This is a genomic window from Pseudorhodoplanes sp. (genome assembly GCF_059499825.1).
In genome coordinates, this window is sequence record NZ_JCABZI010000001.1 from 476,741 (window position 1) to 502,573 (window position 25,833).

Genomic DNA, 25,833 nt, shown 5'->3' on the forward strand with positions numbered 1-25,833 from the left:
TGGTGACACGAGCGCCAGCCGCGGCAAGTAAGGTTAACCTCAGCCACGCATGGAACCGGTCCGGCAGCACCAGTATGAGTTTTCGTCCGCCGCAAACGCGGCCCGAAAAGAAATCAATGAAGCCTTCGCCGAGTCACTCGCCGCACCAGACGCGCTTGGAAACGCCGACCTTCTACTGCGTCGATAGCGGTGATGGCACGCAGACCAGTCCGTTCTGGCTAACCGACGTGTCGGCGCGCGGCGCGAGATTGATGGGCCGAAGCGTCGCCGACATGCCCGACATTTTTCAATTGCGGGTCAAAGGCCATGAGGACGGACTCTGGCAATGCCAGGTCGTGTGGCGTTCGGAAAACGAAATCGGGATCGCAATCCTTCGATCCGGCGCGCAAAGCGAATAGCCGCACGTCCCAGTTGATACACAATGTGTGCGCACGGAGCGTTCCGTGCTTCAGGCCGCCTGTCCGGCAATGAGCTGCCGATGCCGCGCGAAATGCCGGTCGAGCTGCACGTCGACCGAAAACGGCATCGCGCAGTCCCGGATCGCGTCGACGGACAACGCGTCGCGCTGGATCGCCGACCAGACAGCGGCCAGCCGGTCCGCCAATGCGTCGGCGAGGCGCTCGTCGTCGATCATGCGCCCGGCCTCGTCCAGGCGATCGACCAGATAGCCGCTCTTGCCCGGCGCGATCACCAGCTTGTATTGCGGCAATGTCACCGCAACGACCGGCCGTCCGACCGACAGCAATTCAAGCAGGTAGCACGGCATCCCCTCGAACCATGAGGTCAGAATGCCGGCGTGGCACCGCTTCACGATGTCAGCCACCTCGCGCGAGGTCCGGAAGCCATGGAACGTCGTGAACGGCCGCACTAGCTCGAATTCGGGATAGCGCGACGGGTCGCTGGTGCCGATGTAATGAAACTCGACCTTGCCGCCCAGACGCTCGTGCAGGCGTCGCAGGCTCTTGAACATCAAAGGCGGATTCTTGAACTCATCGAACCGGCCTGCAAACACCACACGAAAGATGCCATCCGCCTTGTCGAACGCCGCCGCCTTGAAAATCTCAGCATCGACCGCGACCGGCATGAACACCGCGCGTCTCGCTGCGTCCGGCTTCTCGCGCTCGAGCCGTGCGAGGATGTTCGGATTCACGCAAATGATTCCGCCAGCCAGGCGGATCGCGATCTCCTCGTTCATCCGATGCAGGAACCAGAATTTCTTGATCAGCGAATCCATCTTGTCGGACTTTGAGCCTTCGCCGTGGATCACCTGAACGGTCGGACGACCGAGCAGCGGTCCAAGAACCGCGAATTCGAACCGCTGCAGTTCGATGGTGGCGCTGGGCGTTGCCCGGATCGCGCGCCGCAGCGTCGCGAAATGCCTAAGCAAGCCGGCCCCAAACCGGAACGTCAGCGAGGCAAAGATTGATCGCGCCGCCTGCGTCTGGTCGTCCGGAAAATGCAGCACCGGTAGAAAATCGAACGTCCGCCCTTCCAGCGTCAGGCGCTGTATTTCGCCGAGCCGGCAATCGCCGCGGCCGTCAACGCCGACCAGCAGGACTTGCCAGTCGCGCGGCGCGTGCGCCAGCAGCATGCGAACATGGGTCTCGATGCCGCCGACCTTGTTGCCGCGCGGATCGATCGGATGGATCAGGCAGAGCATGTGCGGACGCGAGGCCCGCGACGCCTGAACGCCATCCGCCTCATTCATAACGTCCGGCAGTTCCTGTCTTGCCAGCATCTCAATCACCGCCCTTGCGATTCGATGGTCGGCAGCGCCTGCAATCTGCCCGCTTGCGTTTCAGGCGATCAGCCCGCCAGAATTCGACTGAGGCTGACCGACAAAGCCTGCCACGGAGACGGCACCGACGCCGGCACGCTCACATGCGGCGGGACGAAAATGAAATTGTTGATGTAGTCCTTGTAGCTTGCGCGGTCGCCCGCGCCGATCAGCGATGTCGATTGATGGCGGGCGATGTCGAATTCATGGATCGGGCGGATCAGTTCGCCTTCGACGAAATAGCTGCGATAGCCGTGCCCCTCCATGAAAGCCACGATGTCCGCAACCGATCCGCGACGGTGCCGTTCTTCGATCTCGATCAGGAAGACCGGCTTGTCTTGTTCAACGATCCGGAGCGCGCCCTCGAGCACTTCGCGTTCATGGCCTTCGACATCGACCTTCACGAAGCCGACCGGCTCCTGAACGATGTCGTCCATACGGAACAGCCGCACCCGCTGTGAGCGCCACCGGCCGTCGTCCTCGCCGCCGAAGTCCAGATGCGACAGCGAGTCCCATTCGCGCAAGGGAATACGCAGCGTCGCCTCACCGGTCTCGCGCGACAATGCACCCTCGATCAGCGTAGTGCGCGGCGGCATCGATTTCCGCAGCGTCTGCGCCAGATGATATTGCGGTTCGACCGAAACCACGCGGCGGGAAAACAGACTGGTGCCGAGCGTGTAGATTCCGTGATGCGCTCCGATATCCAGCGACACGAGCGAGCGGTTACACAAAAACGGAAGCAGCCGCAATTCGACTTCGCCGCGGAACAGCGCCTTGATGTATCGCGCATACACGGCCTGTTTCGGGAAACGGGACAGCAGTTTCTGCTTTGGGCTGTTGAGACGGCCCAGTTCGACGTCATACGTTGTCATGGGGGATACGGCACTTTTCACTATTTCAACATCGGCTGACAAATTGAGCATCACCAAATTTCGCCGCTCGCATCAGCCAATCATTGCTGATTTGTAAGGTTCCTGCGTCGTCCCCCGCGTGTGATTGAACCGGGCATCGCACGCATCGTGGTTTTATATGACCTCCTTTCGCTCATGACAGCCCAATTGGCGGATTAACCAAAACGCCATAGCCTTTACCTTAATGCGCGCCGCCGCAGCGGCTGACTTTTCGTTGTTTTGACCGCCTTCACGGTGCGTGATAGCGACCGCCATGCACCTGGAAATCCCCAGCGATCGCCGGAACGTCCTGCGCGGCATGGCAGCCCTTGCCGGAGCGACGTTTCTCGGCGCGTCCCCGGCGCGCAGCGTGGTCGCCCCTGCAAAGAAAGCGCGCGACGTCGCGGCGGCGCGCGGCATTCTGTTCGGGTCGGCATTCGACCAGCACATTTACGCGAACCCGCCCTATGCGAAGCTTCTCTGCGACGAATGCGCGATCCTGACACCCGACTACAGCCTGAAATTCGGCGCGCTGCGTGGTGGTCCGGATACGATCGACTTCACGGTCGCAGACCGCCTGTTCGCGTTCGCGGCGACATGCAATCTGAAGATGCGCGGACACACGCTGATCTGGAACGACTTCATGCCGGACTGGACGCGTCGCATGTCCGCGCGCGAGATGGAACGGCTGCTGGATCGCCATATCGACGACGTGGCCGGCCGCTATGCCGGGCGCGTGCATTCGTGGGACGTGGTCAACGAGCCGATCTGGATCGAGAGCGGGCATGAAGGCGGCCTGCGTGGCGGGCCGTGGTACAATGCCATGGGCCGCGATTACATTGCCCGCAGCTTCAGGCGCGCCAGGCAGGCCGATCCGGCCGCCAAACTGGTGCTGAACGAGGCCTTTCTCGAGTATAAATGGTACGATTCCCCGTTCGCGAAGAACCGGTCCCGCAAGCCGGACTCGCCATGGTCGAAATTCCGCAGCCACTTCCTCGACCTGGTCAGGCGCCTGCGTGACGAGAATGTGCCGCTCGACGCGATCGGCATGGAATCGCACATGTCACCGAAATTCCGCGACGAATATGATCGCGATTCCCTGCTCGCGTTCATGCATGCGATCAAGGCGATGGGCCTCGACATCTACATCACCGAACTCGACGTGGACGATTCGCCGTTTCCCGACGATTTCGCAAAGCGCGACAAGGGCGTCGCGGATTTTTACCAGATGTATCTCAGGGATGTCCTGTCGGTCGACGCAGTCAAGCTGCTCGTTACCTGGGAGCTCAGCGACAGGCATACATCGGTCGCGGAAAACATCATGGCCGGGCGCCTCTCCGATGTGAGGATGCCGCGCACCCTGCCGTTCGATTTCGACATGCGGCCGAAGCCAGCCTACAACGCCATCGTCTCGGCGCTCATGGGCAAATAAGCGAAGCACCGGCGCGCGCAAGGCGACCGGATTGACGTAACTCAGCCGGCGGCCGATCCGCCGGCCCCGACCTCGTGATACCCTTGCGTCAGGCCGCGTCCGGCATCTGACGTCTGCCGTCTACCGCGCGCGCGGGACTGTCGGACACCTTCTCCAGCCATTCTTCGCGCCACCACGGATAAATTGCGCGCGGACAGAGCATCCGGCAATCACTGTAGCGGGATTGACACCAGACATTCTCCAGCATGACGGCGCCGGCCTTGAGCGCGACCAGCTTGCCGGTTTTTTCGTTCAGAAAATTTTTGACTCTGGACCTGACGCGATAGGTGCCGCCGCAGAACGGCACCATCTCAGCATCGAAGAACAAGCCACCAAGCTTGTTGCCCCGGTCGAGGGTCGACAGAATCTCGTCATAGGATTTGATCCGAACAACATCGCCCGGCTCGAACTGCTGTTCGTCTGTCGCCGGCCTCCCGTCCGGTAGCCGGCCCTTCTTTCGAGGAAACGGAACGCCCTGCCACAGGGATTGAGTGACATCGTAGAGCCAACGCGCCGGCCGGCCGATTTTGTCACGATAGGCCAGGGTCCCATTATAATATGCGGCGTAAAGAGCCCCGCGCACGATTCGGCCGAGCGATGTGTTGCCGGACGTATAGTCCTCGACATATTGCCTGAGGTCCCACCACGGCAACGGCGTTGTGAAGCGCGGCAGCTCGGTTGCCTGGCACGCGTAGCGGATCTCTTTAGGATTTGCGCTGTCGACGCGTCGAACGGCCTTCCAGACATCGTCTTCCGTGCAGACCGCGCCCTTGCCTACATTCAGGGCCCTGTCACTCGACGCCGCCATGGACACGTCCGCGGCATCGACTGTTTTGAGCCAGGCTTCCTTCCAGAAGATCAGGCACGCAGCCTGACAGCCGCCATAAGCCTTGCCGTCGCAACGAAGGTCGAGATGGACAGTGTCGGGAAGGCTGCGGCCGCCGGTTCGATCCACGGTATCGCAGGTCTTGTGCGCCCGTTTGAAAACCTGAAAGCGCTTTCCGCAAAAGCCGAACATCTGCGGCATGAACGGAAGTCCTTCAAGGCGACCCTGCTTGTCGAGGGTTTTCAGGATTTCGTCCTTACCGCGAACTTCGATCCAATCACCTGCACGCAACATCACTAACGTCCCAGTGTCGGCCAGATCAGAGACGCTCCGTCAGGGAGATCTCGGATGGCCAGCTTTCGTTTCGCCGCCCCGCGCTCAGAAAAAAACTACAGTAGAGTTCCGTAGGTATTAGCACTTGAAGGTTGTTTCAAGCCACGAAGCACATCCAGATAGAGGTCTTTCTGTCTTAAGATAAACAGCAGAACGACAGCGTAGATCACAGCCATCGCACCACCGCCGAGGCACAACCTCATCAGCGGCGACAGCGCATAAGCGTCGTTAACGTAAAGGCCGATCCCGATCACTGCGCCGGCGGCGATGAGCCCTGACAGCAGCGGGCGACTGATGGCGGAAAACAGCTCCTTCAGGGAGATGGACGTGCCGTGCAGACACCACGCGATATGCGGGACGAGCCAGAGCGCCATTACCGAGGAATACGCAGCCGCGACGCCATTCGCGCCGTAAGGCAGGCCGATCAGATATGCGCCCACCAGCAGCGGCGTCATCGTGAGAGAAATTTTCAGGCTCCTCCGCTGCAATCCAACCGAGAAGAGCACCCACGACAGCGGGTTGATCATCGCGAATATCAGAATGGTCGGCGACATCAGGCGGAAAATCGGCGCCGCTTCACTCCATTGCCGCCCCAGCACGATCGTCACAATCTCGTCGGCGAATACCCCACAGAAAATCGTGACCGGAATCGTCATCGACACGACCAGCGAATAACCCTTGAGGAAATAAGCCTTGAAGCGAACCGGATCATCCTGAAGCCGCGACAGCGCGGAAAAGGCGACCCCTCCCACCGCCACGTTCAGATTTGAGATCGGGATATTGATAAGCTGATAGGCCCTTCCGTAGACGCCGAGTGCTTCGACGCCCCACACCCGGCCGAGCAGCACCTTATCGAGATTGTAGGCGATATAGACGATCACGCCGCTCAGGGTCACCGTCCCGCCGTAGCGCAACATCGAACCGATACTCGTCGACGCGTCGAAGCGGCCGGGGATCCACCTGGTGACCGCGACCGCACAAATGGTCGACACCGCCTGCACGGTGACGGCTGCGCCCACAATCGCCCAATAGCCAAATCCGGCGAGCGCCATCCCGATTCCGACGGCGATGCTGGACAGCAACGCAATGATCTCGATCACCGTGATCGTGACGTAGCGCAACTGACGCTGCAAGATCGCCATGTGCTGCACGCCGGCCGCACCGAACAGGAATGCCGGCGCCATCGCAATCGTGACCCATAACAGCCGCGGTTCATGGAAGAAGCTGACGAGCACTGGCGCCGTTGCGACACACAGAAGCGCGAGCAAGGCGCCAACCAGCAGGTTGACCCAGAACAACTTGGAAATCTGCTGGTTGGTGATCGTCGCCTGCTGAACCATCGCCGACGACAACCCGGCAGACGTAAAAAGCTCAAACACACCCGTCACCACGGTGACCATGGCAACAAGACCAAAGTCTTCCGGTGTCAGCAGCCGGGCGAGGATCATGAGGTAGGCGAAACGCAAAGCAAAGTTCGCGCCCTGGCCGCAAACCTTGGCAAGGCCTCCGCGAAGTGTCCGCCCTTTCAAATTATCCATGACGATCCCGCCTCAAAGCCCCGCCGAACCGGCGGGCTTGCCGGGCAGGAAGCGGCGAACCATGGCCGGCGGAAGCCCTGCAATTGCAACCACCGCCAGGATATTCTTCGCGCGCTTCCAGAGGGGAATGCCGGGATAAGTGATGAACTTCTTGATCGCCTGCGCGGCAGCGAACGGGAATCCAATGTCGCCTACTTTCGTAATGTCGCGATAGCCCCTGTTCAGGAGCAGGATCGTTCGGAAGTCATAAGGCCCGAGATATTGCAAAGGCGCATCCGCGTTCAGTCCGAAGCGAGCCATGTTGCGGACCAGCCCCTCCCGAAACTTGATGTCATTCAGAAGCTGACGCTGAAGAGACTGCGCGTTGACGCTTGCGGACGGGGACGCGTTCCGCCCATGAACACGATAGTATCCCAGGCTCCGGTCGATCTGTCCGACCTGGCCGTAGAGCGGTGCGCAATACACAAGGTATCCGTCAGCGGCCATGTGATCGCTGGGCGCAGGCACCGAGAACAAGCTGGCGAGATACGCTCGCGAGAACGCATTTCCCGACATCGGCGAAGACGGGATATATCCATAGCGCAACAGGAAGCCCAGATGACCGTCGGCGACGAATTTCTGGTTGGGATAGGAACCGATCGTCCTGCCTGCGCCGTCGATGATCTCGAGGCCATATTGCAGAAGCGATAACTCCGCGCGCCAGGCCTGCGTGATTTCGTGACACGCATCGAGTGCGAGGAAATCGTCGGAGTCCAGATAGACGACAATGTCTCCGCTCGCCTGCGCGAAGCCCGCCTGCAGGGCAGATAATTGACCGCCATTGCTTTTGTAGACGCGTTTGACGCCCGGATAGGACTCGATGACGGATCGCGATCCGTCCGTCGACCCGTCATCGACGACGATGCATTCCACTTCGACGCCGACCTGCCCGAGCGCGGACTCGATCGCCGCCCCGACATACTCGGCGTAATTGTAGTTGTTGATGACGACCGAGATCGACCAATCACGCATTGGTGCCCCGGTAGCTTGAGACCGCGGGGCGCTTCCATGATCGCAGCGCGTGGCTGATCTGCCCGATCCAGTTCGTGACGAAACGTGGAAACAGGATAATTGCGGCCGGTCTTGCCAGGTTACCGATGTCGCCCGGCTCCAGGCCGAGATATGCGAGCTCACCCCTGCATCGCCAGATCACAGGCAACACAGACTTCAGCGAAGCACCACTCTTGCGGTATGACGCAAGAATAGCGACCACGTCGCGCGCCACATAACGGCGCGCCTGCCGCTTGACCCTGGCCCGCACCTTCGGGTCGTGAACATATCGCTCCGCCGCGGCGTCAATCGTATCGACAAACTGACGATCGGCATCAAGCCGCAGATCGATCGAGAAATGCGACGTGGCATTCTCGCTGTGCCACGCGAAGGTCCCGCAACTCGTGTTGACCAGCCCCGCCCGGCCGGACATCAGCAGCCGGCCCCACATGGCAGTGTCGCCCGCATAGGGCCAATCGTTGACGAACCCGCCGTCCTTGCGAAGCGCATCCGTGCGCATCACGATGCCGCAGAGCTGCACAGACAAATGGCCCCTCAGATATTCGAGGAAGATCTCGACACCCTCGTGAATGCCCGTATCGAGCGACCGGCTGGCGATAGCGGGCAGCGTTCTGCGTTCGTCGGTCAGCCGGACATCGCTTAACGCGACGACCGCCACAAGCCCGGGCTCCTGCTTCAGCAGATTGACACAGCTCTCAAGCATCCATGGCGACATTCGATCGTCGTCGGGAAGGAAGACGATAAGTTCGCCCTTCGCGGCCATCAGACAGGCATTCCAGTTCGGCATCAGCCCGATATTGGTCTGGTGAGCGATCGTTCGCAGCCGCGGATCGCTAAACTCCCTCATAACGTCCTGCGTGTCGTCGGTCGAAGCATTGTCCGACACCAGCACTTCAATATTCCGGTAGGACTGCGAAAGTGCGGAGCGCACGCAATCGCCGAGCCATGACGCACGATTGAACGTTGGGATCGCAATCGTAATCATCGGGTTCGCGGTCGACTCCGCCGCAATCGAGACCGGCTGCATCATCGCTCTCCGAACCGCTGCGCGCCGGCAGGATGGCCGACCATCCGCGCCGAATGGCGAGACACCGCGTGTCGACCGACCGGAGCCTTGCGAAGTGCATACGCGCGCCGCTCCTCCTGCGGAACGGCCAGATCTTTTCGCAGGAACGCGAAAATGACCGCGAGGCCGGTGGCAAAGGCGGTATTCTTCGCCCACAGATCGTTAGTCGCGTTTGACAGAATAAGCTGAAGCAGCGCGACGTAGTAGATGCCGGAGGTGCAATAGCGCGGGTTGGATTTGAACATGAACAGGAGATAGCTGACCAGCAGCGGGATCGTGAATACGAGGCCGCAGATCAGTGCGAAATTGATCCAGCCATTCTCGATCGCGACCAGCCCGAATTGCCTCTGCAGGTTCACAACATCCGCCAACGGCATTCCAAACCAGAGATCTTCGGGGCGCGACTCCAGCAAGATTTGCAACGCATATTCGCGGCTCAACGTACTGCCGTCGTCTCTCGCGAAGCGCGCGAGCATGGTATCGAAAACATCGAAATGATACATGACCGGCAGCATCAGAATCACGCAGGTCAGGAACAGGACGAACCAGACAAGTCCTGCCTTGCTGAAAGATCCTCTTGCCAAGCTGCGAAAGGCCGCCAATGCGACAAACGCAGCCATGATCAGCCCACCGACCAGGAGTCCGGAGCGGCCGCCGGTCGGGAAGATCGCCAGAAATGCAAGGGCGGATAGCAGCAGTCTGGTCATACACCCGATTGTCAACCGCATCGGCGTCGATACGAGATTCAGGATGGCGTACAAGGCGAAGAACCCGGCTGCGGCAAGCGGGTGACCGAAAATGCCGGCGGCACGGAATTCAGTGGTCACGATCTGCTGGGTGATGGGATCGTAGAATGCCACGTTCTCGAAAATGATGCTGCGACGAAGGACAAATTCGCCAAGGACCGTCACGACCCCGACAATGAAGAGCAGATCGATAAATCGCCGGAACCAGATCATCGGCCCGCGTGGCATCGCCACGATGGACAACCTCACGATCAGGGCCAGGGCAAATGTCTCGATCAAATTCGCGGCCGATGCACCCCGCGCGACGATTGCGAACAGCGACGTCGCCAGTGCGGCAATTCCGAACGCAACGAAGGCGTAATCCGTGGTCAGCTGAACCATGCAGCGCCGACGAAACGCACCATCGACAATCAGCGCCAGCGGAAACACGGCCAACAGCAGGTAAGTCGCCGGATGGAGCTTCTGGAATTCCGGTCCGCCGCCAAAATAGTGCCATCCAATGGATGGAAGAAGGCTGCCCGGAAGCAAGAAAAACATCGCCACGAAGAGCATGATTGCCGAGGCCGGCGACATGGCCGGCCGCGAGCCTGTCACGTGCTCGTGACCATATCCGGTAACGATCGGGGGCCGGCCGACGTTGATCATCTACTGAGCTGTCCAGCAACAGGGCCCGGGTGGGCGTTCGCCCGATCTATCGCATGACAATGCCGCTCAATGTGGGGCGAAACTTCCGCCGCGCCGCCAAATGCGCATTAACCTAAACGGTCGCGCGGTCGGGCAAGCATGGATACCGGGCCCCGCCGCTCGTGCCGACAACGATCTTCATGGACAAGTGCGCGCAGGGCTTTGCTTCACACACAGCCGCTACGACGTCACGTTAGTCTTAATTGACCGGCACCATTGACTGACTGGCGCGAATTGCGCTCCCCTCCGCCGATCCGAGACGTCGCTTCGCGACGACGATGGCCGCATGGCGTCTCCCGCAGCACGATTGTCGCGCGGACGCTGCATGAAGAATGGCCCCGAGCTTAGTATAGGGAGTGAATGATGCGCGTTCTTCTTACCGGCCATATGGGATACATCGGCACCGTCATGACGCCGATGCTGATCAAGGCCGGACATGACGTCGTCGGCCTGGACAGCGATCTATATTCGCGATGCACGTTCGCGAACGGTGGCGATATCGTAAAGGTTCCCGCGATCCGCAAAGACACGCGAGACATCACGGCCAGCGATCTGGCGGGCATCGACGCAGTGGTGCATCTGGCAGCGCTCTCGAACGATCCCCTCGGCGACCTGCAGCCCGGCCTGACAGACGATATCAATCACCGCGCGAGCGTTCGGCTCGCTGAGCTGGCGAAAAGCGCCGGAGTCCGGCGCTTCCTGTTTGCATCCTCGTGCAGCAATTATGGCCAGGCCGGGGATACGATGATCGATGAAACCGCCCCGCTCAACCCGGTCACCGCGTACGGCGAATCCAAGGTGATGTCCGAACGGGGCATATCGAGGCTGGCCGGTGACGGCTTCTGTCCGGTCTACCTGCGCCCGGCCACCGCTTATGGCGTTTCGCCGCGGCTTCGGTTCGACATCGTCCTGAACAATCTTGTGGCCTTCGCTCTCACCACGGGAAACATCTTCCTGAAATCGGACGGCACGCCCTGGCGCCCGATTGTTCATATCGAGGACATTTCACGCGCCTTCATCGCCGCGCTCGAGGCCCCGGAAGCTGCCGTATTCAACGAAGCCTTCAATGTCGGCCAGACCGAACACAATTACCGCATCCGCGACCTCGCGGAAATCGTCGCCAGGACCGTGCCCGGATGCAAGCTTGCATTTGCCGACGATGCCGGCCCGGACAAGCGTTCCTATCGCGTGAACTTCGACAAGATCCGGCGCAAGCTGCCTGGGTTCAAGCCCCAATGGGACGCGCAACGGGGCGCCGAACAGCTCTACAGGGCCTATCGCGAGGCGCGCCTGACGCTGGAGGATTTCGAGGGGCCGCGCTATCAGCGCATCAGCCATATCAAGATGCTGCTGTCGGACGGCGTTCTCGACTCCCGCCTCCGCCATACCCAGCTCGTCGCCGCCTGACAGACGGCGCGGCCGCGCGGAAACACGCGCGGCCGGACTGTCTTCCGACGTCTCTTCCTGCCCGTAAACCTTGAGTGCCTCATCTGCGGTGCGTGAGCGCTACCGCAATTGCTGGCCACGCCAGCCGCCCTGAAGCGAAAAGCTTGCAACACCGCGCAGGATCGAAGGCCCGCCGGATCTCAGATGGAGATGCCGGCGGCTTCGCTGACCTGGGCAGTGATCAGGCGGCGACTTTCAGGGCCTCTTCCAGCCAGGTCGCTCCGAGGAAATGGCGGTATTGTTCGGCGCGCAGGCGATCCGAGATGCGGCCCTGCGGCAACACCACATCGTCGTACCGGATTACGCCGTCCTTGCTGATGTCGCGAACCAGCTTGCAGCCTTCGACCAATCCTTCCGGCAGGTAGCGCTGCTCGCACATCTCCTCGGCATTCACGGCTTCGCCGTAGGTCATGTACATGCCGTAATCGTCGAGAACTTCGCCGGCCTTCAGATCGCGCTTGGCAACCGCACAGACCTCCACCACCGGACCGCCGAGCGGCTTGGCGACCGGATCGCGGAACAGCGCGACGCGGGCGATCGCGTTCGGCACTTCGAAATGCACCAGATGATACGGAACGAAGAAGGAATAGAGCGGCCCCTCGCCCATCTTGTAGAGATTGAGATAGTGCTGCTGCTTCGGATCGGTGTGTTCCGCCAGCACATAGACCTTGGTCAGCGGCGTACCGACCACGTAATCGATGATGCCACCGAGCCGACGGCACTCGTCGATGTCGTAGAGCTGGCCGATCTGCATGACGTCGCCGCGATATTCCAGCCCGCGCGACATGCCGCGCGACCGCACCTTGAAGCCGGTCGCATTCGCCACGATCGCCTGTTCGAAGCTGATCTTGGAGCCATCGGCAAAGCTCGTGACCATGGCCGGATTCTGGCCCCACTTCTCGGCGAAGCCCTGCTGTGTCGTCGGATTGCGATAAGGATCCTGCAGCCCCTTCACGTTGCCGATCACCCGCGGCGTCAGGCCGAGACCCTTCACCCAGCGATACAGGTTCATCTGCGCGCCCGGCTCGTCGCCGTCGCAGGCCGACAGGATGACGCCGTGCTTTGCCGCATAGGTCTGGAGAATGGGACCGATCGTGGCGTCGATCTCCGCATTCAACAGCACGACGTCCTTGCCGTGCTTGAACGCTTCAAGCGTCACCCGGGCGCCGAATTCGACCGAGCCGGTGGCGTCGACCAGAACATCGACCAGGCCGGATCGTGCGAGCAGGAACGCATCCTCGGTGACCACCGGCCGCCCGCACGCAATCGCGTCGTCAAGCGCGCGCTGTGTATCGGCGAATGCGACGTCCTGATAGCCGGAATACTTGAACACGCCGGCGGCGCGCTCGACCTTCCGGTTCGAGATCGCGACGACCTGCATCCCCGCAACGCTATGCGCGATCTGATTGGTCAGGCCCTGGCACATGAAGCCAGCGCCAACCACGCCAACGCGGATCGGATTGCCGGCGGCCTCGCGGGCTTGGAGAGCGTCATCGACGAGTATCATGTCATATCCCTTGTCAGCACAGGCCTGTGATCGATCCGTCCCGGCTCATGCCGGTTCGAGCACGCGGCTCATCTTGCGCTTCAGTTCACCCTCGATCTCGCGATAGAGCGGGAATTTCTGGTCCTTGTCGGAGATCACGCTTACCGGCAGCGGCCAGTTCAGTTTCAGGCTCGGATCGTCATAGAGCAGCCCGCCCTCCGCATCCGGCGTGTAGAATTCGCCGACCAGATAGCTGGTGTCGGTCTTGTCGGTCAGGGTCTGATAGCCGTGCGCGAAACGCTCCGGCACATAGAGCGCGCGCTGATTGTCCTCGTTCAGCTCTACGCCGATATGCTGGAGATAGGTCGGGCTTTCCGGTCTGAGGTCGACGATGATGTCGTAGATCGCGCCGCGCGTGCAGCGAACGAGCTTGCTCTCCGCCGCGGGCGGATACTGAAAATGCATGCCGCGAAGCGTACCGGCCTTGATATTCGAGGCAATGTTGCCCTGGGCCACGGTCGGCTTCAATCCGTGCGCCCTGAACTCGTTCTGGCAGAACCCGCGCGCGAAAAATCCGCGCGAATCCTCGCGCCGTTCGAGTTCGATAATGAATGCGCCCTTCAGCTTGGTTTCCGTGAAGATCACGCTGGCCTCCTCGTCGATATCTGATGACCTGCTATCACGCGGCGCGCAAAGCGGCTGGACAGCCGCACGTTAACCTTAAGCAGGACGTTGCAATTTTATCGATGCTTCAACGCGCTTCTCGGACTTGCTCTTTTGTGGTGCGCACCGATCTACGATAAAGGCGCTCGATCAACGAGGCGCTGAAAACACCAGTCGTTATTGCTGTTTACGCTAACGCTCACATCCTGCGACTACGATGCGTGCAACACTTGATTCCGCACCGCCGCTTGCGCAGAGATTGTGGTGCGAGATGACAAAGAGAAAACCCGGCGCGGCGTGAGTTCAACAACGCGTTACTCATCGCCACCGGGAAAAAAGCAGGCGGATCACCGATGAAGGTCGTATTGTTCTGCGGAGGCCTTGGAACCCGCATTCGGGAATATTCCGAAAGCATTCCGAAGCCGATGATCCCGGTCGGATCGCACCCGATCATGTGGCACGTCATGCAATATTACAGCCGGTACGGGCACCGCGATTTCGTGCTCTGCCTCGGCTACAAGGCCAACGTCATCAAGGACTATTTCCTGCACCTCGATTCCGCCGCCACCCACAATTGCGTGGTGTCGCAATTCGGCAAGAAAATCGAGATCCTGGGCGAACAGCAACCGGACTGGCGCCTGACCATGATCGACACCGGCGTGTGGCGCAACATCGGCCAGCGGCTGGTTGCGGTGAAGGAACACGTCAAGGACGAAGAGATTTTTCTGGCGAACTACAGCGACGGGCTCACCGACGCGCCACTGCCCGAGATGATCGACTTCTTCAAGGCCAGCGGTAAGCTCGCCTGCTTCATCGCGGTTCGTCCGCCGTTCAATTTCCATCTCGCCGAATTCGACGAAGGCGGCCTGGTCAAGCGGCTTCGCGCGAACACCGAGTCCGAAGTCTGGATCAACGGCGGCTATTTCATCTTCCGCAATGAAATCTTTGATTACATCCAGGACGGCGAAGAACTGGTGCTGCAACCCTTCAACCGGTTGATCAAGGACAACAACCTGGTCGCCTTCAAATACGAAGGGTTCTGGCGCGCCATGGACACGCTGCGGGACCGCCAGGTGCTGGAGGAAATGGTCGAGAACGGCCAGATGCCCTGGGCGCCCGAAAGCGAGAACCAGCGCGAACGCAATCTGGTCCGGCGGATCTGACGCTCACATGCTCTCCCTCAATCTGCCCGCTCCCGGTGAGCGTTTGTCCGTTCTGTGCCTGGGTGCCCATTCCGACGATATCGAGATCGGATTGGGCGGCACCCTGCTCGGCCTGATTGCTCGCGGAATCCAGCTCGACGTGCATTGGTGCGTCCTGAGCGCCGCCGGCGATCGTGAAGCGGAGGCGCGCAACTCGGCGACCGACTTTCTTTCCGGCGCGGCTGGGCAAAGCATCCAGACCCTCGCGTTCCGCGACGGCTTTTTCCCCCAGCAGGGTGAGGCCATCAAGTCGTGGTTTGAGGATCTCAAGGCGCGCGTGTCACCCGACCTGATCTTCACACATCGCAAGGACGATGCGCATCAGGATCATCGCGAGGTGTGCCGGCTGACCTGGAACACTTTCCGCGATCACTTCATCCTCGAATACGAAATTCCGAAATGGGATGGCGATCTCGGGCAGCCGAACCTTTTCGTGTCGATGCCGGCCGCAATCCTGCAACGCAAGATCGAGCTGCTGGACAAGCATTTCGCGACCCAGCGTTCCAAGCAATGGTTCGACGCCGATACCTTCCAGGGCCTCGCCCGGTTGCGGGGAATGGAGTGCCGCGCGCCTGAGCGATTTGCCGAAGGCTTTTTCGCGCGCAAGATATCGATGCTCTGATCTCAGCCTCGCTTCAGGAGCGGGACTGAGCCGGCCACCAGTTGCGCCATGCGTAGCCGGCGTAGAGTCTCGCAAATAACGCAGCGCAGGCCGCATAGCGCGGCACCAGGCGACGCGGACTGGACGCAGCGCGCCACGCCCATTCGAGATTGAGTTTCCGCACCAGCAGCGGACAGCGCGTCTGACTGCCGGCGATGAAATCGAGCGACGCGCCGATTCCCAGGAATGCCATGCCCGCCGTCTTGTCGACCGCGCGTGCCGAAAACAACTCCTGCCGTGGCGCTCCCAGGGCGACCAGGCAGATGCGGGCGCCGGATTGTCCGATGATGGCGATGGCGTCGTCCGACACCGGCGAGACGACGTCGAAGTTTTGCGGCGGCGCCATGATTCCCGCGATCTGCAGGCCCGGGATCGTCGCCGAAAGATTGCGGCCGGCAACGCGCAGCGTTTCGAATGTCGAGCCGAACAGATAGACCGGATAGCCCAGCGCTGCGGCCTCGCGGCATAGCGGCACGATCAGGTCGGCGCCGGTCGCCCGTTCGAGAGACACGCCCTCCATCTTTGCGAAAGCGACGATCGGAAATCCATCCGGCATTACGATCTCGGCCTTTGCGTAGGCATCGCGAAAACGCGGATCGCTGCGCAGCTTCACAAGATGGTCGAGATTGAGAGTGCAGACCAGAAACGACTTCATCTCACCGAGACGCCGCACGATCGCGCCGACCGAGTCGGAGAGATTGCGGGTGGTGATGACCTGGCCGTCGATTTCGACGAGTCCATAACGGTTACGCATAGACTGGCATTCCATTGCAAACACGAACGAGCGATCCGGAGCGCACCCGGCGCGACGTCATCGCGACCGGAGCGCTGGTCCGGACCATGTCGAATTTTATCGGCGTTTCAGCCGGAACAGGGAGGATTGGCGTGTTAAGCCTAACCGCCGCAAGAGCGGGAGACCGGCATGTTTGGGCCGGCGAAACCGGCGCGGTTCAGAAGCGCTGAACGTTGAATCGCGGATCGACAATCCGGAACTGGCTCGGATTGGTATTGTAGTTGAGCGAGTCGACCCGCGAGCGAATTCGTGAATCCGTCCGATTGCTCAGCCCATACTGGCTTTGTGAATCGTTCGGCCCGAGCGTGCTCGGATTGGAATTGTATCTCAGCGAATCAACGCGGGAATTGATCCGAGCCGGCGTCGGCGCGGTCTGCGCTTCGGCATAAGCGGACGCCGCGATCAGAAAAGCTCCGGCGAGAAGGAATGGCTTCATGCGAGCGCCTCCCGAGACGGTGATTCAGCGCGCAATCTGCTGCCGGTATGGTTAACGAAATCTAAACAGCCGCCCGCAGACGCTGGTGGCAACGTTATGCAGCGCGGGAGTGCGCCGGCGCGGCGTCGGCGATATCGCGCATTGGCCGCTCCAGGCCCAGCATCTGCGCGAACATGCCGCACACCGCCGCATGATCGCTCTCGGCCAGCGCGTTCCAGCGCGCGACATTGGCCAGAGCCGCCTCGGTGGATCGGGCGCGCCAGCCCTCCGACGCGTACAGCGTCGCGATCGCGGCCGCCGCTGCGCCAGCATTCTCCGCATCGACCAGCAGGCCCGAACGTCCCAGCACTTCACGAAACACCGGCATATCCGGTGCGATCACCGGCACGCCGCCATGCTGGACTTCGAGCAGCGGAAGGCCGAGGCCTTCGTCGCGAGAGGTGCAGATCAGAAAGTCGGCGGCCTCGATCGCAGCGCGCGCGTCCCGGTCCGGCAGCGGACCGAGCAGCTTCACATACGGCTGTTGCGCCAGCCATTCCGCATCGGCGCCCCAGCCCGGGCGTCCGATAATGTGCAGATGCACCGGAATACCGAGGCGGACCGCGAGCGCTGCGCAGATCTGCGCCGCCGCCCGGAAATTCTTGCGGGGTTCGATCGTCCCGATCGCGCACATGGTCAGCGAGCCCGGCACGTCGGTGCGGGATGCGCGGTCGCCGACTTTGAGCCCGAACACATTGCGCACCGAGGGGCGGCACAGCGTGATGCTCGCATCGGCTCGGCAGAACGGCCGTAGCGTCGAAGCCGTGTATTCGGAATTGGTCAGGAAGTATTTCAGCGAACGCACCGCGAGCGCGAACAGAGGTGCGAAATAGAGACGCGCGGCGAGATTCAGTTCGGCGCGCCGCGTCAGGAGAAACACGTCGTGCACGTAAAGAATCGTGCTTTCGCGGCGGGCGAGAGAAAAATACGGAGACGGCGGGAAACCGGGAAACAAGAAGACATCGTCGCTGTGCCGCAGCGCCTCGCGCGGCAGCGTCATATTCTGCGCCATGACCACGCCGAGGCGCCCGCTCCCCGCGGTGACGGTCTCCACCGGCAGCGGCGACAACACCGATGGACTGAACAACTCGCGGGTGATGCGCTCGATTCCGGTCGAGCGCCGGCCCATATGGGTATGATCGATGCGCAGGCGGCGCTGAACGGGCTCGCGTTTACCGGTCACCGAATGCTCCCGCCTGTCGCGGCAAATCCGCGGTTGCCGGCCGCGTATACCCGGTGAGGGCCGCATCGAAGATGGCTTCGGTCTCGCCGGCTGCCTTGCGCCACGAGAAGCGCGCGGCATTGTCGAGACTGGCTTGCGACATCCGCCGCTGCAATTGCGCATCGCCGAAAATCGATCTGATCCGGCTGGCCAGCGCCGCCGCGTCATGCGGCGGAAAGAACAGCGCGCCCTCGCCGGCGACCTCGCGCAGCACCGGAATATCGGCACAGATGACCGGCGCGCCGAGAGACTGCGCCTCGACCACCGGGAGGCAGAAGCCCTCGTTCAGCGACGTATTGATGAAGCAGGTCGCGCCGCGATAGGCGCTGACGAGGTCGGCATCCGACAGCGTGCCCATCTTGCGGATGATGTTGCCGCCCGCGCGCCGTTCCGCCTCGGCCAGAAGCCCGGCCTGGTCACGACCGATGTGACAGATGACGGGCGCATCGCCATCCCGCTTCAGCTGCTTCAGCGCTTCGACGAGAATGGCGACATTCTTGTTCGGCGAGACATTGCCGACATAAAGGCCATAGGGTGCGTCGAACCGGCCATCCGGCTGCGGCACGCCGGGTTGCGCAGCATCGATGATCGGCGCTTCATGGACCACAGCGAGCTTGTCCCGGGCGAACGGATGTCGCGTCTCGACATCGCGCCGCGTGGCCTGCGACACGCAGACGACCGCCGAGGCCGCTCGCAAGCTGAGCGGAAACAACGCTTTCCACCACAGGCGATGCCTCAGCGGATAGGAAGCCGGCATCGTCTCCATGTACATGTCGTGCACGGTGATGACGCGTGGCCAGCCTCCCCAGAAACACCCGACCGGATTGCAGTTGAACTCGAGCGCGGCGCCGGTCTCGCGCATCAGCCGCGGCACGGTCGCGACCTGGCTCATGACGTTGACCGGCGTCTTCGGATGATAGGGAAGAGTGCGGATGTCGATCGCCCTCCGCCGCAACGATGCCGGGAGACTTTCGGCATCCCATGTGGTCGCGAGCACGTAGCGATAGCGCCGCGACTGCGCCAGTTCCTCGAGCAACGCAAACAGATAGCGCGAGATCCCGGAAATCAGGTTCGGCGGCTCGAGCAGATGATTGACGAGAATCGTGCCGGTCATCGCGGACACAATCCCCGGGACGAAGGCCGCTTGACCGCGCTAGCGCGCTTCATGCCCTCATGCCCCTCTTGTAGCCCTGGCCCGCGCGATACCGATCGTAATAGTTGCTCTCGCCGTTCCGGCAATAGTGACTGAGCTTGTCCACGTCGGCCTTGTTCAGAAGACAACCGAGAAGCTTGTCCTCGATGCCGGGCGCGGCCCGGAGCGCGGACAACGCCGCGTCGCGGCTCGTATTGCCCCATTCGACGATGAAGACGAACGAATCGACGACGTCGATCATCGCGCGAACATCCGCGAATGGGACGATGGGCGGAAGATCGAGCACGACGAAGTCGTACCGTTTGCGGAGCGCCTCGACGAGATCCTGCAGGCCCGCCGAAGCGAGCAGATCGTGCGGATTGTGAACCTGCCCCTGCGAAGCGGCAGGCATGAACGCCATTCTTGTGAGACTGTCCGTCCAGACCGCGCCGTCCAGCGCCGCCCGCCCCTTGACGATTTCGGCCAAACCGTAATCCGCTTCCGGGCTGAGCATATAGGTCAGCGCCGGATACCGCAGATCGCAGTCGACCAGAATGCAACTCCGGCCGCTATCGGCCATCGCCTCGGCGAAGTTCGCGGCGACGAAGCTCTTGCCTTCACCTGGTCTGGTCGAGCAGAAGCCGATCACCTGGCCGCCACTTGCGACCGGCGCAATGGCGGCCGCCTCAAGCTTGACGTGGCGCAACGTCTCGGCGAAGTGCGACGTGGGATTGTCGACTGCATAGCGCAGCGATCCGAGATCGTCGCTGAGCAAGCGTTTTCCGGGACCGGCGCGCGCCATCGAACCGCTGCGCAGCGTGCGGTACGGCAATGTCGGATGGCCGATGTCCGGCAAAATTCCCAGCGCCTTGCAGCCGAGAACGTCTTCGACTTGACCCTGTGTGCGGAAGGTCGAGTCGGTCGCCTCGAGGCCGAGAGCGAAAATCAGGCCGAGAAACAGACCGAGAAAGCCGCTCCCCAGTGTGATGCGGGTAGTCGCGGGGGAGCTCTTGTAGCGGGGCGTCTTCGCCGTCGAGATGATCCGCGCCTCGGTGACCGGGAAGGATTCCTGCTGCGCGATTTCCATGTATTTCTTGAGGAAATTTTCCTGCACTTCGCGCGACGTCTGGACGGCGCTTTCCAGGGCACGAAGCTTGACCTGCGCCTGATTGGTGTTCTGTGTCTGCGACACGAGCGCATCGAGGCTGTTCTGCAGGGTCGTCTCGCGAAGCTTTGCGATTTCGTAATCGCTTTTGTAGCTCTGCGCGATGCGCCGGAGCTCATCCTTGATGTTGTCGAGAAGCTGGTTCTTTTCGGTTCGCAGATTGACCGCGGCCATGTGCTTGAAGCCATAGCGCGCCGACAGCTCGGCTTCGCGCCGCGCGACTTCCAGATATTGCTGGCGGAGCCTGACAATGACGTCGTTGCGCAGCGACTCGGTAATCGTCGCGTCACTGGCGTCGCCCTTCAGGATTTCTTCGACACGGTCCCACCGGGCCTTAGCTTCTGCCACCTGCGTCCGCGCCAGAATGATCTGCGTGCTGACCTCGGCGATCTGCTGCTCGTTGATCAGGCCGCGTCCGGTATTGACGATGTTGTTGTCCGACTTGAACTTCTGGACGGCCTTGTCGGACTCCGAGGTCTGTTCCGACAATTGCTTCAAACGCTCTTCGAGCCAGAGTCCGGCACGCCGGCCCATCTCGTGTTTTGCTTCCAGAATATCGGCGAGATAGGCATCGGCGACGGCGTTCGCGACTCGCGCCGCCTGTTCCGGATTGCGCGACGTAAACCTGATCTCGATCACATTGGTGAAGCCGACGCGCCGGACATCGAGATCGCTTCTCAGCCAGTCGACCAGCAGTTCGTCCTCGAAAGGCTCCGCCTGCTCGACTTCTCCGGGTGAAATCAGCCCGGCGATCGTGTTCTTGAGTTTGGTCACCAGGCCCGGCTGCTTCTGGAACTCCGGCTCTTTTGCGAGGTTTAACTGCTTCACGACGCGCTGGAGCACACGCTCGGACTTGATGATCTCGACCTGGCTGTCGAGCGTAACCGACACGGGTGAATCCGACGTCGCAGACTGGTCGCGCAACGCCTTGATGCTGCTGTTGTCGACCAGAACCCGGGAAGCTGCCGTATATTTGGGAGTTGCCGTCAGGCTGTAGATCAGACCCATCAGGCCTGTCACTGCAGCAACGGCGACAATGACAACCGCACGCCGGCGCAAGAACCGGAAGATACCGTGGAGGTCGATCGCAACGTTGCCGTCCGACCCCGGCGCGGTCGGTGCGCTGATCTCCGGTCGCCTGAGCGGGCTGGCGTTAAGCATGGCGATGACCTACTCACACACTTACGTCCCGTGCCGTGGGACGTTGTCGGTTCGAAAAACGGCCGCCCGACAAAGGCCTACCCCCCAAAGCCGGATATGGCATCGCCTCCTGCGGCGCAAGCAAACAGCCCTTGAATGATTAACTGCCGGCCCGCGCCGGACACGGCCGAATAGCATCAAGCGGCGGAATACGGTCGCCCGCGGCGGACGCGGCCGCGCTTCTTAAAGCTCCATTAACCATAAACTTCGAATTATCGCCCCAGTGCTCGCATGCCGAACTGGGTTCGATGACGATTTTCAGGTGCCCCATTGTTGCGGTGGGTCCGCGCGACCGGTTGCCCCGCGAGGGTGCGAGCCGCGCCGGTTCCCGTCCGCAATCCGCTTGGGCGCGAACCTGGCTGGCGCGCATCTCGGTCGCGCTCGTTCCGCTGCTGACGACCGGTTGCGGCCTGTTTTCGGCATCGGGCCCCTACAGCCCCGACATCATGGCCTATAATGGCGGGCCGGACGCTCAATACGAACTCGTGCCGCTGTCGCCTCGCGTGGCGACTGCGCTCTCGCGCCGCGGCGGGCTCAAGGGCGTAGGTACGTTTTCCGACCGGCCGCCGGCGCCCGACATAAGGCTCGGCGTCGGCGACGTTGTCGCAGTCACGGTGTTCGAGGCGCAGGCCGGCGGCTTGTTCATTCCATTGCAGGCGGCATCGCGTCCCGGCAATTTCGTCCAGATCCCCAACCAGACCGTCGATCGCGCCGGAAACATCACCGTTCCCTATGCGGGGCAGGTTCGCGCCTCCGGCCGGACCGTGCCGGAGGTTCAAAGCGACATCGTCAGCCGCCTGAAAAACCGGGCGATCGAGCCGCAAGTCGTCATCACGATCGCCGAGCAACGCTCGAACCTTGTCAGCGTCATGGGAGACGTCAACAGCCCGCTCAAATTTGCGCTGTCGCTGCCGGGAGAACGCATTCTCGACTCGATTGCCCGCGCAGGCGGTCCGAAGAACCAGGGCTGGCAGACATTTGTCACATTGCAGCGGCGTGGCCACAAGCAGACGGTCGGCTTCAACCGGCTGATCGCGGAACCGGACAACAACATCAACGTGCAGCCCGGCGACACCATCTACGTCTTCAGCGAGCAGCAGACATTTCTCGCCTTCGGCGCGACCGGACAGCAGGGCCAGTTCAATTTCGACCAGGACCGCCTGTCGCTGGCCGAAGCCGTCGGCAAGGCCGGCGGCCTGATCGACTCCCAGGCCGATCCGCGGACGGTCTTCATCTATCGCGTGGAGCCGACCGAATATCTCGCAGAACTGGGCGTCGACATCAGCCGCTGGGGCAACACCCGCCAGGTCCCGGTGATCTACTGGGCGAATTTCGGCGATCCGGCCGGATACTTTCTCGCGACCTCAACGCCGATCCAGAACAAGGACGTCATATATATCTCGAATGCCGCGACCGTTGACTTTACCAAGTTCCTGACATTCGTCCGCACCATGATTGCGACGGCCGGCGACGGCTTCGCGCTGCGGAACACGATCAACGTCAAGTCCGTCAATTAACGCCGCCATGAATTAACGCTGCCATGGATCTTCGCGTTCGCGTGCCAGCTTAGGACATCCGGCACAGCGTCGCGGCGGCCCGGGCGACGCGGCCTCTCAGCGCACGCCGCACGTCAACTCAGACGAACCCGCATTTTTCAGGCGCAACACAAGTCGCGCGCTCGGACGCCATTGGTAAACGCGGCCGCGGCCCCGCAATTGCTGACTCGTCATCACAAGCGATGGCGGTCGCGCAAACCGCCTCTTTTTGGAACAGGCGGCGTTTGCGGTGACGAATACCTGGTTGAACCAAAGGTCGGGAACGGGCCCGTCAATCGTGTCACGGCCATCGCTGCGCCGTTTCACCCTTGCCCTGATCGCCGGCGGCGCAGACGCGGCCACCGTGATCCTCGTCTCGGTCGGCACGGGCGTGCTCTATCACACATTCGTTTATCAGGACGCGGGGCCGCTCACCGACTACGTCAAGGTCGGACTGATGACCGCGCTGCTTTACCTTATTCCCTGCCTCTACCGCGACGAGTATCTGTTCTCGAAGCATCTGAAATTCGATCTGCGTCCCGCGCAGATTGCACGCTACTGGACATTCGCCTTCATCTGCCTGGTGATCCTCGGCTTCCTGTCGAAAACGAGCATTCTCTATTCGCGCGGATGGCTGGTCCTGTTCTATGTCGCCGGGCTGGTCTCGCTCACCAGCGTGTATGTGCTGCGCGTTCTCGCCTTCGATGCCGCGAGCCGGCTCGGGCTGATTTCCGGACAGCGCCTGTTTCTGGTCGGACACGAGGCCGATGTCCGCGATTTCACCCAGCGCTACAATCTCCGCTCCCTGGGGTGTCAGATCGTCGGCATTGGCTATCTGTCGCCGACCGAGGACCAGACAGGCGACTCGCTGAACAGCGCCGTCGCGAAAGCGCGCGCGCTGTCCCCGGACAACATCATGCTGATTGCACCGTGGTCGAACCAGGCCACGATCGATCGCTGCATCGATGCATTCATGACGCTGCCGTGCTCGATCAGCCTCGCGCCGGAACGGATTCTGGAGCGCTTCGATCACATCACGATCGAGAAGCTCGGACCGATCGCAAGTCTCCATCTGCTGAATCCGCCGATGTCGGGCGCAGCCACCACCGTCAAGCGGGTGTTCGACATACTGGTTGCGTCGCTTCTGCTGCTGGCGCTTCTGCCGTTCTTTCTCGTGATCGCGATCCTGATCAAACTCGATAGTCCGGGCCCGGTGCTGTTCCGGCAGCAACGTTACGGCTTCAATCAGAAGTCTTTCCTGATCTACAAATTCCGGACGATGTCCGCGCTGGAAGACGGCGCGCATGTCCGTCAGGCCACGCGTCACGATGAGCGCGTCACCCGCCTGGGCCACTTCATGCGCCGGTGGAGCATCGACGAGTTGCCGCAGATCCTCAATGTGATCAGAGGCGACATGTCGCTTGTCGGCCCGCGCCCGCACGCCCTCGCTCACGATCGCGCATGGGGATCGAAGATCGCGCTGTATGCACGGCGGCACAATGTCAAACCCGGCATCACCGGCTGGGCGCAGATCAACGGCTTCCGGGGCGGGATCGTCGCCGAGGAGCAACTCCAGGGCCGCATCCTGTGCGATCTCTATTATATCGACAATTGGTCGATCTGGCTCGACATCAAGATCCTGTTCTCGACGGTGTTCTCTAAAGCCGCTCACAAGAACGCCTATTGACCGGCGGCCAACGCGATCCGCCCCTGGGCCGGCAATCGCGCAGCGCCGCCCTATGGTTAAATTTTCGTTATTTACCGTAGCGGCAAGTTGATCGCTCGCCCCATTTGGATGCGGGTATTGTGGCGCTGTCGAACGAGATCCTTGCCATGTCAAAGCATATCCGTGGGGTAATTGCGGCGCGCGCAGCGTCATCGAAAGCGCCGGAACGCGCCCTCGCGATTGCCGATCTGTCCGAGGAATATATGCCCAGCTCTTCCGCTCTCGCAGCCGAAGCGCTGGTCGTCAGTCATCCTCGTTCAGGGATCGGTCGCCGCCCCGGAAAGCGCTCGCGGCGTCCGTATACGCGGTCGGTCTGGCTGCTTGTTGGTTGGCTGGTCGTGTCGATGTCGATGATTGCAGGCGCCGGCGGCGTGGTCGCCTTGTATTTCTGATCCAGCGGGCCGGCCCGCCTGAGTCCGCCCGACCTGCAGCGTCAAAAAACAATCGTTAAGGAAAGGCTAACGCGCGGTCGGCTGAATTCTCCGGGTCGCAACGCTATTTAACCTCTTCTTTACCATAAAAGAAAAAGGTGAGCGCTGAAGGCAGCCCCTGCTTCGCGGCGCAAGCCAATCTTTAGAATTCTGCGCGTGCGGGCCGCCGGTCGTTGAAGCTGAGCGGGTCGAGAGCATGAACAGGCGCGGGTCGACAAACGAGCATTTCGCGCAGAATGGATGGCGGGCGCCCGTTACGCATCCGTATGGTCCGACCGATGACCGCATAGCCCCTGCCGCTACGCGACTGCAGCA

At 61.5% G+C, this 25,833-nt stretch carries 22 protein-coding genes; 8 read left to right on the forward strand and 14 right to left on the reverse strand.

The window, feature by feature from the left end; translation table 11 throughout:
• The first annotated feature begins 2 nt into the window (after positions 1–2).
• Complete coding sequence (locus AC5I5I_RS02345) at positions 3–398, forward strand: hypothetical protein (RefSeq protein WP_495969506.1); 396 nt, start codon at positions 3–5, stop codon at positions 396–398.
• Between the two features lie 50 nt (positions 399–448).
• On the opposite strand, the gene AC5I5I_RS02350 is transcribed toward AC5I5I_RS02345, so the two are convergent.
• Both AC5I5I_RS02350 and AC5I5I_RS02355 read right to left on the reverse strand, forming a co-directional pair.
• On the reverse strand, positions 449–1,738 hold the full coding sequence (locus AC5I5I_RS02350) for a glycosyltransferase family 4 protein (protein ID WP_495969507.1): 1,290 nt from the start codon (positions 1,736–1,738) through the stop codon (positions 449–451).
• 68 nt (positions 1,739–1,806) lie between these two features.
• Entirely contained in the window at positions 1,807–2,649 is an 843-nt protein-coding gene (locus tag AC5I5I_RS02355; protein ID WP_495969508.1) for an FkbM family methyltransferase, read from the reverse strand.
• A 292-nt stretch (positions 2,650–2,941) separates the two neighbouring features.
• Here AC5I5I_RS02355 and AC5I5I_RS02360 point away from each other — a divergent pair, with 292 nt between their 5' ends.
• Complete coding sequence (locus AC5I5I_RS02360) at positions 2,942–4,099, forward strand: endo-1,4-beta-xylanase (RefSeq protein WP_495969509.1); 1,158 nt, start codon at positions 2,942–2,944, stop codon at positions 4,097–4,099.
• Between the two features lie 88 nt (positions 4,100–4,187).
• Here AC5I5I_RS02360 and AC5I5I_RS02365 read toward each other — a convergent pair whose 3' ends face one another.
• The 5 genes from AC5I5I_RS02365 to AC5I5I_RS02385 all read right to left on the reverse strand — a co-directional run bounded on the left by AC5I5I_RS02365 (position 4,188) and on the right by AC5I5I_RS02385 (position 10,342).
• Complete coding sequence (locus AC5I5I_RS02365; RefSeq protein ID WP_495969510.1) at positions 4,188–5,258, reverse strand: hypothetical protein; 1,071 nt, start codon at positions 5,256–5,258, stop codon at positions 4,188–4,190.
• A gap of 95 nt (positions 5,259–5,353) precedes the next feature.
• Positions 5,354–6,835 carry a lipopolysaccharide biosynthesis protein gene (locus tag AC5I5I_RS02370; RefSeq protein WP_495969511.1) on the reverse strand — a complete coding sequence of 494 codons (1,482 nt, stop codon included), beginning with the start codon at positions 6,833–6,835 and terminating at the stop codon, positions 5,354–5,356.
• Between the two features lie 12 nt (positions 6,836–6,847).
• A complete protein-coding gene (locus AC5I5I_RS02375; RefSeq protein WP_495758416.1) occupies positions 6,848–7,846 on the reverse strand; it encodes a glycosyltransferase family 2 protein in 999 nt (332 codons plus the stop codon).
• The gene (locus AC5I5I_RS02380) at positions 7,839–8,912 is read right to left on the reverse strand and encodes a glycosyltransferase family 2 protein (protein WP_495969512.1); all 1,074 of its coding nucleotides are present in this window, start codon (positions 8,910–8,912) and stop codon (positions 7,839–7,841) included. The genes AC5I5I_RS02375 and AC5I5I_RS02380 overlap by 8 nt, the downstream gene beginning before the upstream one ends.
• On the reverse strand, positions 8,912–10,342 hold the full coding sequence (locus AC5I5I_RS02385) for a VpsF family polysaccharide biosynthesis protein (RefSeq protein ID WP_495969513.1): 1,431 nt from the start codon (positions 10,340–10,342) through the stop codon (positions 8,912–8,914). Before AC5I5I_RS02385 ends, AC5I5I_RS02380 begins: the two co-directional genes overlap by 1 nt.
• A 402-nt stretch (positions 10,343–10,744) precedes the next feature.
• Between AC5I5I_RS02385 and AC5I5I_RS02390 the strand changes: the two genes are divergently transcribed.
• Positions 10,745–11,788, forward strand: a complete 1,044-nt coding sequence (locus tag AC5I5I_RS02390; RefSeq protein ID WP_495969514.1) for an NAD-dependent epimerase/dehydratase family protein — start codon at positions 10,745–10,747, stop codon at positions 11,786–11,788.
• Between the two features lie 220 nt (positions 11,789–12,008).
• On the opposite strand, the gene AC5I5I_RS02395 is transcribed toward AC5I5I_RS02390, so the two are convergent.
• Positions 12,009–13,334 carry an NAD(P)H-dependent oxidoreductase gene (locus AC5I5I_RS02395; protein ID WP_495969515.1) on the reverse strand — a complete coding sequence of 442 codons (1,326 nt, stop codon included), beginning with the start codon at positions 13,332–13,334 and terminating at the stop codon, positions 12,009–12,011.
• A gap of 45 nt (positions 13,335–13,379) precedes the next feature.
• Positions 13,380–13,958 (reverse strand): dTDP-4-dehydrorhamnose 3,5-epimerase, encoded by a 579-nt coding sequence (rfbC, locus tag AC5I5I_RS02400; RefSeq protein WP_495758527.1) that lies wholly within the window; start codon positions 13,956–13,958, stop codon positions 13,380–13,382.
• 371 nt (positions 13,959–14,329) lie between these two features.
• Between rfbC and AC5I5I_RS02405 the strand changes: the two genes are divergently transcribed.
• Positions 14,330–15,139 carry a sugar phosphate nucleotidyltransferase gene (locus AC5I5I_RS02405; protein ID WP_495969516.1) on the forward strand — a complete coding sequence of 270 codons (810 nt, stop codon included), beginning with the start codon at positions 14,330–14,332 and terminating at the stop codon, positions 15,137–15,139.
• 7 nt (positions 15,140–15,146) lie between these two features.
• Positions 15,147–15,800: a PIG-L deacetylase family protein gene (locus AC5I5I_RS02410; protein WP_495969517.1), complete on the forward strand. Its 654-nt coding sequence runs from the start codon at positions 15,147–15,149 to the stop codon at positions 15,798–15,800.
• Between the two features lie 13 nt (positions 15,801–15,813).
• Here AC5I5I_RS02410 and AC5I5I_RS02415 read toward each other — a convergent pair whose 3' ends face one another.
• The 5 genes from AC5I5I_RS02415 to AC5I5I_RS02435 form a co-directional block, all read right to left on the reverse strand.
• Positions 15,814–16,593 carry a WecB/TagA/CpsF family glycosyltransferase gene (locus AC5I5I_RS02415; protein ID WP_495969518.1) on the reverse strand — a complete coding sequence of 260 codons (780 nt, stop codon included), beginning with the start codon at positions 16,591–16,593 and terminating at the stop codon, positions 15,814–15,816.
• A gap of 196 nt (positions 16,594–16,789) precedes the next feature.
• Positions 16,790–17,068, reverse strand: a complete 279-nt coding sequence (locus AC5I5I_RS02420; protein ID WP_495969519.1) for a hypothetical protein — start codon at positions 17,066–17,068, stop codon at positions 16,790–16,792.
• 94 nt (positions 17,069–17,162) lie between these two features.
• A complete protein-coding gene (locus AC5I5I_RS02425; protein WP_495969520.1) occupies positions 17,163–18,290 on the reverse strand; it encodes a glycosyltransferase in 1,128 nt (375 codons plus the stop codon).
• On the reverse strand, positions 18,280–19,443 hold the full coding sequence (locus AC5I5I_RS02430) for a glycosyltransferase family 4 protein (protein WP_495969521.1): 1,164 nt from the start codon (positions 19,441–19,443) through the stop codon (positions 18,280–18,282). The genes AC5I5I_RS02425 and AC5I5I_RS02430 overlap by 11 nt, the downstream gene beginning before the upstream one ends.
• A gap of 49 nt (positions 19,444–19,492) precedes the next feature.
• Positions 19,493–21,787 (reverse strand): Wzz/FepE/Etk N-terminal domain-containing protein, encoded by a 2,295-nt coding sequence (locus AC5I5I_RS02435; protein WP_495969522.1) that lies wholly within the window; start codon positions 21,785–21,787, stop codon positions 19,493–19,495.
• Positions 21,788–22,074: 287 nt separating this feature from the next.
• Here AC5I5I_RS02435 and AC5I5I_RS02440 point away from each other — a divergent pair, with 287 nt between their 5' ends.
• From AC5I5I_RS02440 to AC5I5I_RS02450, 3 genes are all read left to right on the forward strand, one after another.
• Positions 22,075–23,343, forward strand: coding sequence for a polysaccharide biosynthesis/export family protein (locus tag AC5I5I_RS02440; protein WP_495969523.1), 1,269 nt, complete (start codon positions 22,075–22,077; stop codon positions 23,341–23,343).
• A gap of 316 nt (positions 23,344–23,659) precedes the next feature.
• Positions 23,660–25,048, forward strand: coding sequence for an exopolysaccharide biosynthesis polyprenyl glycosylphosphotransferase (locus tag AC5I5I_RS02445; RefSeq protein WP_495969524.1), 1,389 nt, complete (start codon positions 23,660–23,662; stop codon positions 25,046–25,048).
• Positions 25,049–25,194: 146 nt separating this feature from the next.
• A complete protein-coding gene (locus tag AC5I5I_RS02450) occupies positions 25,195–25,479 on the forward strand; it encodes a hypothetical protein (RefSeq protein WP_495969525.1) in 285 nt (94 codons plus the stop codon).
• Positions 25,480–25,833 lie beyond the last annotated feature (354 nt).